Source organism: Micromonospora sp. AMSO12t, from assembly GCF_008806585.1.
In the GTDB taxonomy this organism is placed as follows: Bacteria; Actinomycetota; Actinomycetes; order Mycobacteriales; family Micromonosporaceae; genus Micromonospora; species Micromonospora reichwaldensis.
In genome coordinates, this window is record NZ_WAAS01000256.1 from 1 (window position 1) to 9,098 (window position 9,098).

The 9,098-nt window shown below is 71.8% G+C and carries 10 protein-coding genes and 1 pseudogene; 4 read left to right on the forward strand and 7 right to left on the reverse strand.

The window, feature by feature from the left end; genetic code table 11:
- Positions 1–286 precede the first annotated feature (286 nt).
- Positions 287–1,966, forward strand: a complete 1,680-nt coding sequence (locus F6X68_RS26685; RefSeq protein ID WP_151456858.1) for a DNA repair helicase XPB — start codon at positions 287–289, stop codon at positions 1,964–1,966.
- 95 nt (positions 1,967–2,061) lie between these two features.
- Here the strand turns inward: F6X68_RS26685 and F6X68_RS26690 are convergent, their stop codons facing one another.
- The 3 genes from F6X68_RS26690 to F6X68_RS26700 all read right to left on the reverse strand — a co-directional run bounded on the left by F6X68_RS26690 (position 2,062) and on the right by F6X68_RS26700 (position 3,931).
- On the reverse strand, positions 2,062–2,478 hold the full coding sequence (locus F6X68_RS26690; RefSeq protein WP_192581550.1) for a hypothetical protein: 417 nt from the start codon (positions 2,476–2,478) through the stop codon (positions 2,062–2,064).
- Positions 2,479–2,741: 263 nt separating this feature from the next.
- Positions 2,742–3,290: a carboxymuconolactone decarboxylase family protein gene (locus tag F6X68_RS26695; protein ID WP_151456860.1), complete on the reverse strand. Its 549-nt coding sequence runs from the start codon at positions 3,288–3,290 to the stop codon at positions 2,742–2,744.
- A 92-nt stretch (positions 3,291–3,382) separates the two neighbouring features.
- A complete protein-coding gene (locus tag F6X68_RS26700) occupies positions 3,383–3,931 on the reverse strand; it encodes a carboxymuconolactone decarboxylase family protein (protein ID WP_151456864.1) in 549 nt (182 codons plus the stop codon).
- A gap of 275 nt (positions 3,932–4,206) precedes the next feature.
- On the opposite strand from F6X68_RS26700, the pseudogene F6X68_RS26705 reads away from it, so the two are divergent.
- Positions 4,207–4,469 (forward strand): annotated as a pseudogene (locus tag F6X68_RS26705) (hypothetical protein).
- Between the two features lie 11 nt (positions 4,470–4,480).
- Here the strand turns inward: F6X68_RS26705 and F6X68_RS26710 are convergent.
- Entirely contained in the window at positions 4,481–4,897 is a 417-nt protein-coding gene (locus F6X68_RS26710; protein ID WP_151456861.1) for a helix-turn-helix domain-containing protein, read from the reverse strand.
- Between the two features lie 100 nt (positions 4,898–4,997).
- Here F6X68_RS26710 and F6X68_RS26715 point away from each other — a divergent pair, with 100 nt between their 5' ends.
- A complete protein-coding gene (locus tag F6X68_RS26715; protein WP_225852443.1) occupies positions 4,998–5,921 on the forward strand; it encodes an NADP-dependent oxidoreductase in 924 nt (307 codons plus the stop codon).
- Positions 5,922–5,998: 77 nt separating this feature from the next.
- Here the strand turns inward: F6X68_RS26715 and F6X68_RS26720 are convergent, their stop codons facing one another.
- The 3 genes from F6X68_RS26720 to F6X68_RS26730 form a co-directional block, all read right to left on the reverse strand.
- On the reverse strand, positions 5,999–6,958 hold the full coding sequence (locus tag F6X68_RS26720) for a zinc metalloprotease (RefSeq protein WP_151456862.1): 960 nt from the start codon (positions 6,956–6,958) through the stop codon (positions 5,999–6,001).
- 249 nt (positions 6,959–7,207) lie between these two features.
- A complete protein-coding gene (locus tag F6X68_RS26725; protein ID WP_151456863.1) occupies positions 7,208–7,804 on the reverse strand; it encodes a dihydrofolate reductase family protein in 597 nt (198 codons plus the stop codon).
- Positions 7,805–8,569: a TIGR03089 family protein gene (locus F6X68_RS26730; protein ID WP_370518992.1), complete on the reverse strand. Its 765-nt coding sequence runs from the start codon at positions 8,567–8,569 to the stop codon at positions 7,805–7,807.
- A 249-nt stretch (positions 8,570–8,818) separates the two neighbouring features.
- Here F6X68_RS26730 and F6X68_RS26735 point away from each other — a divergent pair.
- Positions 8,819–9,098, forward strand: a 280-nt coding sequence (locus F6X68_RS26735) for a hypothetical protein (protein WP_225852444.1), incomplete at its 3' end; no start/stop codon positions are given.

Consider the following 9,098-nt stretch of genomic DNA (forward strand, 5'->3'; position numbering starts at 1 on the left):
TCCCCCGCCCCCACCGCCACCGGCCTGCGGATCGAACGTGCACGCACCGGCACCGACCAGCGTGACCACTGCCAGGGCGACCAGCCGGCTGCTGATCCGGACATGCTTCATGCTGCCTCCCTGACAGGTGTTCCCTTTGCTAGACGTTGCGAGTACCGCTCCGGTTGCTCCAGGTGACCAGATTTTTCTGCGGTCACCCGGCTGCGTGCAACACTGGTGGGTCGGCCTGGGCGGGTCAGTCGCCTCCCGGACAGCCGGCGACCCGAGGTGGAGGAGAGGCACTGGCGTGAGCGGTGGACCCCTGATCGTGCAGTCGGACAAGACCCTGCTGCTGGAGATCGACCACCCGGATGCGCAGGCGTGCCGGATGGCCATCGCGCCCTTCGCCGAGCTGGAGCGCTCCCCGGAGCACGTGCACACCTACCGGCTGACCCCGCTCGGGCTGTGGAACGCGCGCGCCGCCGGCCACGACGCCGAGGGCGTGGTGGACTCCCTGATCAAGTACTCCCGCTACCCGGTGCCGCACGGGCTGCTGGTCGACGTGGCCGAGACGATGGACCGGTACGGCCGCCTCCAGCTCGCCAACGACCCGGCGCACGGCCTCGTCCTGCGGGCGCTGGACCGGCTGGTGCTGATCGAGGTCGCGAAGAGCAAGAAGCTCGCCGGGATGCTCGGCGCGAAGCTCGACGACGACACGATCGCGGTGCACCCGTCCGAGCGGGGCCGGCTCAAGCAGGCGCTGCTCAAGCTGGGCTGGCCGGCCGAGGACCTCGCCGGCTACGTCGACGGCGAGGCGCACCCGATCGAGCTGGCCGAGGCCGGCAAGGACGGCCGCAAGCCGTGGACGCTGCGGTCGTACCAGCGGGAGGCCGTGGAGGCGTTCTGGGCCGGCGGGTCGGGCGTCGTGGTGCTGCCGTGCGGCGCCGGCAAGACGCTGGTCGGGGCGGCGGCGATGGCCGAGGCGAAGGCGACCACCCTGATCCTCGTCACGAACACGGTGGCGGGCCGGCAGTGGAAGCGCGAGCTGATCGCGCGCACGTCGCTGACCGAGGAGGAGATCGGCGAGTACTCGGGCGAGCGCAAGGAGATCCGCCCGGTCACCATCGCCACGTACCAGGTGCTCACCTCGCGCAAGAAGGGCACGTTCACCCACCTGGACCTGTTCGGGGCCCGCGACTGGGGCCTGGTCGTCTACGACGAGGTGCACCTGCTGCCCGCGCCGATCTTCCGCTTCACCGCGGACCTCCAGGCCCGCCGCCGGCTGGGCCTCACGGCGACGCTGGTACGCGAGGACGGCCGCGAGGGCGACGTGTTCAGCCTGATCGGCCCGAAGCGGTACGACGCGCCGTGGAAGGACATCGAGCAGCAGGGCTGGATCGCCCCGGCCGAGTGCACCGAGGTACGCGTGACGCTCACCGACGCGGAGCGCATGTCGTACGCGACGGCGGAGGCCGAGGAGCGCTACCGGATGGCGGCCACCGCCCGCACGAAGCTGCCCGTGGTGAAGGCGCTGGTCGACCGGCACCCGGACGACCAGGTGCTCGTCATCGGCGGCTACATCGACCAGCTCCACCAACTCGGGGAGTACCTGGACGCGCCGATCGTGCAGGGCTCCACCACCAACAAGGAACGCGAGCGGCTCTTCGACGCGTTCCGCTCCGGCGAGGTGCGGACCCTGGTCATCTCGAAGGTCGGCAACTTCTCCATCGACCTGCCAGAGGCGGCCGTGGCGATCCAGGTGTCGGGCACGTTCGGCTCCCGGCAGGAGGAGGCGCAGCGGCTCGGCCGGGTCCTACGGCCGAAGGCCGACGGTCGCCAGGCGCACTTCTACACGGTCGTCTCCCGCGACACGATCGACACCGAGTACGCGGCCCACCGGCAGCGCTTCCTGGCCGAGCAGGGGTACGCGTACACGATCGTCGACGCCGACGACGTCCTCGGCCCGAAGCTGCCCACGGTCGACTGACCTCGGGGCGTTCCCGATGTCCCTCGCGCTCGCTGTAGAGCTGATGTCGTAGACGACTCAGCCGTATCGACACCGAGTGCGCCGCCACCGACCGGTCACCCGACGGGCAGGGAATCGACCGCGGCCGCGAGGAGGTTGCGCAGGTCCTGCTCCGCGCCTGGAGGAAAGTTCCGGGGTTCGACCAGTTGGTAGGTCACGCGTACCTCGTAGTCGCCGTCGACCCAGGCGCGGCCATCGATGCGTGCCTCACCGTTCACCCAGGGAGAAGTCACCAGACACGAGGCGTCACCGGGCCCGGTGGACGTCGGCTTGGCCCCGATCTCGGCGCACTGTCGGGCCTGCCAGCCGCCGTCGTACGACTCGTTGCCGTCGACCGCGACCGTCACCTCCAGGTCGCCGCGCAGGGAACCGGTGCCGGCAGTGAGGTCGACGTCGCAGCTCTTACTACCGCTGCCGTCGCCCAACTGCTCTCGGGGCTCCCGCTTCGAGCCGGGGGCGAGCCGATCCAGCACCTCGCCGGTGATCAATTCGCACGGATCGGGAAGTGCCGCAGGCGCGGCGGGACCGCTTCCGCATCCGGCCACACCCACCGTCAGGACACCGACAGCCAGCACCGCGCAGGCGCGCAGACGCATTGGCCCTCCCAGTTGAGCTTTCGAAGCTTGTGGACGGTCCACACAGCCGATGCCCACCGGTCGCAGTGTGCATGATCCAATCAACTGACCGCGAGATGCCCGGTCGCCGTCCCAAGCGGCGTACGGGTTGAAACCCAGGCTCAGACCGTGTTGCGGTAGCCGGCGCTGATGACCCGCCGGGCCGTCTCGCCGTAGTACTTCGGGTCGCTCGGGGCGAACGTGTCGAGGCCGTCGACGTACCGGTTGACCATGCAGAAGGCCGCCGCGATCAGCACGGTGTCGTGGATCTCCTCGTCGGTGGCGCCCTCGGCGCGGGCCGCCCCGACCAGTTCGGAGGTGACGCTGCGTCCACTGCGCTGCACGGCCCCCGCGACGTGCAGCAGGGCACGCAGTTTGGCACTGACCGGGGCGTTGTCGAGGTCGGCCCGTACCTGGTCGACCAGGGTTATGCCCCCGTCGAGCAGGGCACCGGCGAACGCCGAGTGCGCCGAGCAGCAGTAGGTGCACTCGTTCAGGCCGGAGACGTACGCAGCGATCAGCTCGCGGTCGGCCGTCGGCAGGCTGAGCGGCCCGCGCAGCAGGGTCTCGGCCAGTTCCAGCATCGGCTTGCCGGTCACCGGCCGGTACTTCAACGGGCCACGGACCCCGGGAAACTCGTTCTCGTCCACGCCCAGGTCGATGTGTGCCATGACGTCACGCCCCCATTCGGTTAGCGGCCTGATGCTCCGGATTCTGCTCGTGGGCAGGCGGGTTCGGTGCGGTGACGCCGGTCGGCTCGGCGTCAGAGGACCCGGCGGTAGCCGGCGTGGACGATGCGCTCGGACGCCTTCGCGTACCACCCGGGGTCGGCCGCCGGTCGGGTGCCGAGGCCGTCGACGTACCGGTTGAACATGCAGAAGGCCGCCGCGATCAGCACCGTGTCGTGGATCTCCAGGTCGGTGGCGCCCTCGGCGCGGGCGGCCTCGACCAGCTCGGGGGTGACCTCGCGTCCACTGACCTGGACGGCCCCGGCGATGCGCAGCAGGGCGCGCAGTTTCGCGGAGACCGGTGCGCTGTCCAGGTCGGCGCGCACCTGGTCGACCAGGGTCATGCCCTCGTCGAGTTGCGCCGCCGCGTACGCCGAGTGCGCCGAGCAGCAGTAGGTGCACTCGTTGCGGCCGGAGACGTACGCGGCTATCAGCTCCCGTTCCCCGGGCGTGAGCGGGTGCGGCCCCCGCAGCAGCACCTCGACCAGCTCGAGCAACGGTTGGCCGGTCTCCGGCCGGAAGCTCAGCGGCCCACGGATGCCCGGGAACTCGGCCTCGTCCACCCCTAGTTCGATGTGTGCGATGGGATCACTCTCCCGGATCCGACGGTCCCTGATCGCGCCTATCAATCGAACCTAGTGAATTGGTTGCGGCATCTCAAGAGCATGTTGCGCACTGTCGGGTCATATCCATGAGGGACGGTTGCCGGACCGCCGATCGAGGCTGCGGCGGCAGGGCGGGGCGGCCTCCGTCGCCCGCAACCGGCGGAGGCCGCCCCTCCACTTCGACACGGACCACCGAAGGCACGAACCGACGAAGGGCGGTCACCCGTGCGCAACCTGATCCGTCGGCTGGACCGGTGACCGACCGCTGGGTGATCCACCTGCCGGTCACGGCGCCCGATCTGCTCCGGGCCCGGATCCTCGCCCGGACCGCCGCCCGCGTGCTGGCTCAGCTCAGCGCCCGCGTCGAGCCCGGCGTGGGGTCACCGTCTCGGCTGAGGACCAGCAGGGGGTACGACACTGGGTCTTCTGTGACCGGCCACTGCCCGGCGGCGCGCGGTGTGCGCTGCCCACCGATCACCTCTCGCCCTGCACGAGGCGGGTCCGGCCGGGCGTCTGACGGCGCCGCCGTCACGACGTCGGCGGCGGGTCAAGGGTTGCGTCGAACTGGGCGCGGGCCTGGAAAACGCGGTCCATGTGCGTCTCCGCCCACGTCTTGATCGCGACCATCACCGGGAACAGGTCGTGGCCGAGCGGGGTGAGCGCGTAATCGACGCGGACCGGCACCGACGCGGTCACGGTACGGGTGAGCAGACCGTCGCGTTCCAGCTTGCGCAGGGTCTGGGTGAGCATCTTCTGGCTGACGCCGGCGATGCGGCGGGCAAGTTCGCTGTGCCGCTGCGGGCCACTGGCGAGCGCCGAGATGACCAGCGCCGCCCACTTGTCGGCGAGGGTGCTCAGCAGCTCCCGGGTCGGGCAGCCCGCCAGAAACGCGTTGTAGTCGCGCCTGGCCTGCTCCCGTCGTTGTCCGGCGGTCGTCGTCGCCATGTTGCCACCCCTCCGGCGCCCTAGGCACTAACAGGTACCTACTTACTCGCGGTTCCCAACGATACCTACGGTATTGGCGAACATGACATCGAGTGGAGGCATGACGATGCGCGCAGTCAGCTATGCACAGTTCGGAGGTCCGGAGGTCCTGCACGTCGCGGCGGACGTGCCGGTGCCGGTGCCCGGGCCGGGGCAGGTGCGGGTACGGGTCGCCGCGTCCGCCGTACACCCGGTCGACCTCATGATCCGCGACGGTCGGTTCCCGGCACCGCTGCCGAGCGGGCTGCCGTACGTGCCCGGCTGGGACGTGGCGGGCACCGTCGACGCCGTGAGTACGTCCGTCGGAAACCTCGCCGTGGGTGACGAGGTCGTCGGTTTCTCGCACTGGCTGCGCACCACGGTCGGCGCCCACGCGGAGTACGTGGCGCTCGATGCCGCGTCGCTGACCGCCGCGCCGGCCGGTGTTCCCGCCATCGAGGCCGCGACCCTGCCGACCAACGGTCTCGCCGCCGCCCAGGCCCTCGACCTGCTTTCGCTCCCGGCGGGCTCATCCGTGCTCGTCACCGGCGCCGCGGGGCAGGTCGGCGGGTTCGCCCTCGCACTCGCGCGGGTCGCCGGCCTGCACGCCACGGGAGTCGCGGCCCCCGGCGACCGCGAGTTCGTCGAGTCGCAGGGCGCGGCGTTCGTCCCGCGCTCGGACGGCCCGCTCGCGGTGGCGGCGGGCAGCTTCGACGCGGTCGTCGACCTGGCACTGATCGGCCCGTCGCTGTTGGACCTGGTCAGGGACGGCGGCGGCTACGTGGCCGCGTCACCCCCGCTGCGCCCGGAGCCGGTGCGGGGGATCCGGACGCTCGCCCTGGAGGTGGAGCCGGACGGCACCCGGCTGGGCGAGCTGGTGAAGCTGGTGGAGAGCGGCGACATCCCGCTGCGGGTCGACGGTGTGTACTCCTTCGCGGACGCGGCGGCGGCGCACGACAGGCGGGCCCAGGGCGGCGTACGAGGCGGAGTGGTGCTGGTGCCCTGATCCGCGCCGCCACGGACACGACGGAGGGGCCGACGGGCCGCCAGCAGCAGCCCGTCGACCCCTCCGGGGCCGATCTATCAGCCGGCGCCGCCGGCCCGGAAGGCGACCCAGGCGTCGCTCATCCGGTCCGCCTGACCCGGCGTGAACATGTTCATGCAGGAGTCCTGCGTGTAGTCCATGAAGTTGTGGATCGGGTCCAGCCCGGGTGCGGTGCAGGTGTCCGCGCCCACCGGGCAGTTGAACTGCGGCGCCGCCTCGCGCGGGGTGTCCGCGACGAAGTCGCCGGCGGCGGAGCAGCCGTGCGCGAAGGTGTGCTCCAGCATCAGCCAGTGCCCGACCTCGTGCGTCAGCGTGTCGCCGAGGGCGTACTTGCCGGCCGTGCCGCCCGGCATCGACTCGTCGAGCATGACCACGCCGTCGATGTAGTCGCGGCCGTTGTTGTAGCCCTTCGGGAAGTACGCCCAGCCGAGCAGGCCGCCGCCAATGTTGGCCGCGTACACGTTGAGGGTCTCGGAGTCGCCGGTGTACAGCGCCTTCTTCATGTCGCGCTCGTTCTTGCCCGGCACGACGGTGTACCAGTTGCTGTTCACCGTCCACGTCGTGTCGACGAGGTCGAACCGGAACGGCGTGTCGGAGGCGTTGGCGGCGGTACGGCCCGCGAACGAGTCGTTGAGCACCTTCACCTGCGCCGCGATCAGGGTGTTCCACCGGGTCGTCTCGGCCGCGCTGAGCGGGTGGTCGGAGATCATGTGGAAGACCGTCGGCACGGTGACGCTGCCGTTGGCCAGGCGCGGGGCGTCCTTGATGACGCCGTAGGCCTTCGCCTCGTTCTTGGAGTACAGCTCCGGCTCCTTGGCCGTGGCGCCCTCGGCGAGCCGGGCCGCGCCGTGCCCGTGGGCGTCCGGCTCGCACTCGGCCGCGCCCGGGGAGACGGGCAAGGGCGCCGCCGACACCGCGCCGTAGGCGCCGCCGGACGCCAGGAGCGTCGCGGCGGTGGCGGTGAGGACTGCGAGTCGGAAGATCGGTCTCCTGTGCATCGGTGCACCTTTCAGGGAATGGAGGCGGTGCGAAGTCGACGCGGGGTTGTCATGACCAGGTCGATGACGTCGTCTCCCCGGTATGAGACCACGTCGATCCCGCATGCAACAGACCTGCGGAAAGGGCCTGTTTTCCCTGTAACGCCAGGGGGCCGGGGAACGCTGATCGAAGGCGCGCGGGGCGTTCCGCGGGCCGCGCCGTGCCTGTTCGGGGCGTACCGGCGAGGCTCGCTTCGTCCTTTCGGACGGCTACTGTCGGCGGACCCGGTAGTAGAGGTGGGTGACCCGGTCGCCCTCGACGACCGTCGGGTTCGACAGCTCGACGGGGACGTCGCGGACGTGGTCGAAGAACGGCACGCCGTCGCCGAGCAGGACCGGCACCAGGTTGACCCGGATCTCGTCGAGCAGCCCGGCCGCCAGGCACTGGCGGGCGATGCTGCCCCCGTTCACCGCCACCCAGCGGTCGCCGGCCAGCTCCCTGGCCTGCGCGACGGCGGCCTCGACGCCCTCGGTCACGAAGGTGAACGGCGCGCCCGGCCGGGGCCAGCCGTCCGGCACGTGGTGGGTGACGACCACGACGGGCTTGTCCATGGGGTGCCGGCCGTCCCAGGCGTCCACGAGGTCGAACAGCCGTCGGCCGACGACCAGGGCGCCGGTGTCGTCCAGGGTGTGCCGCAGGTGCCCGGCGCTCGCCTGCGAGGTGCGGAACGTCATCTCCGGCTTGGCGGTTGCGGTGGCGACGTCGCCGTTGCCGTACCACTGGAAGAGGTGGTCGAAGCCGCTCTCGCCCGGGCCGGCGATGTAGCCGTCCAGCGACATGCTCGCCTCGGTGTAGATCCCGGCCATCTACAGCACCCAGGTGATCTGCTCGGCGGCGATCCGGGCGTCGAGCCGGGCCGGGTCCAGGTTGGCGCAGAGCACCACCGACGCGCCGACGGCCAGTGGCGCCAGCAGCCAGTAGACGGGTTGCTCGTGCTCGGCGACGTCGACCAGCAGGCGGTCGCCGGCCCGCAGGTCGAGCCGTTCCGCCACGGCCAGCGCGACGCTGCCCCACTCGCGGTAGCTCGTGCCGTCGGGGCTGGCCGCGTCGGTGCTGGTCAGCGGGGCGGACGCGGGCAGCGCGTCGGTGTGCCGGCCGACCTCGGTGAGCCAGTCCAGGTAGCCCAGGGGCCGCTCCCCACGCGGCGCGGCGCCGAGGGAGAGCACGTAGCGGTGCCGCGCCTCGGGCACGTCCTCCAGCCAGTCGTCCAGCCGCTGCGCGCTGACGAAGAGCGCGTCGTACGGCCGGTCGGCGCCCGGTTCGAGCGACGGCAGGCCGGCGGTCGCCCGGGGGCGGAACGACACCGCCACCCCGGCCGACCAGGCGCCCAGCAGCACGGCGGCGGTCTGCCAGTGCGCCGGGAGCATCACCGCCGCCCGGTCGCCGACACCGAGCCCGCAGCCGTCGCGCAGCAACCCGGCGGCCCGCGCCGCCCAGCCGCCCAGCTCCGTCGCGGTCAGGTCGACCCGCTCGCCGGTCGCGTCGTCGAGGTAGGTCAGCAGGGGCCGGTCCACCTCCGCCGTCCGGCCACCGGCCAGCGGCTCCCGAACGAGGGCATCGGTCATGTTCATCTCGCACTCCTCGGCAGGCTGCGGCCACCCTACTCAACGGGCGACGGGCCGACGGGGCACCGACGCGCCGGTCCCGGCACCCGCGCCGACACCGCGGGGGCACCGCACAGGCACTGGCACCGCACCGTGCGTGACACTCCCGGGTGCGGTGGGTCGGGCAGGCAGCGCCGCCGCACCGGCACGGGCATTGACCGGCGTTGCCACACTCGTGACGCGGACACCTCCGCCGAGGCCCAGGGAGGCTGCGTCATGCAGACAGACGGACGTGTGCCCCGGACCCGGCGGGGCGGGACGCTACGGGGCGCCGTGGCGCTGGCGGTACTGCTCGCCGGGGCGGCGCTGGCCCGGCCGGTGCCCGCCGTGGCGGACCCGCTGCCGGACCCCAACCCCACGGTGACCGCCACGGTCTGGGCGCACGCCCCGACCACGACCGAATACCGCATCACCGGCGGCTACAGCGCCCACTCCGGCGACGGAGACGTCGTGGTGCGGCGGACCGGCACCGGGGCGTACACGTTGATGCTGGAGG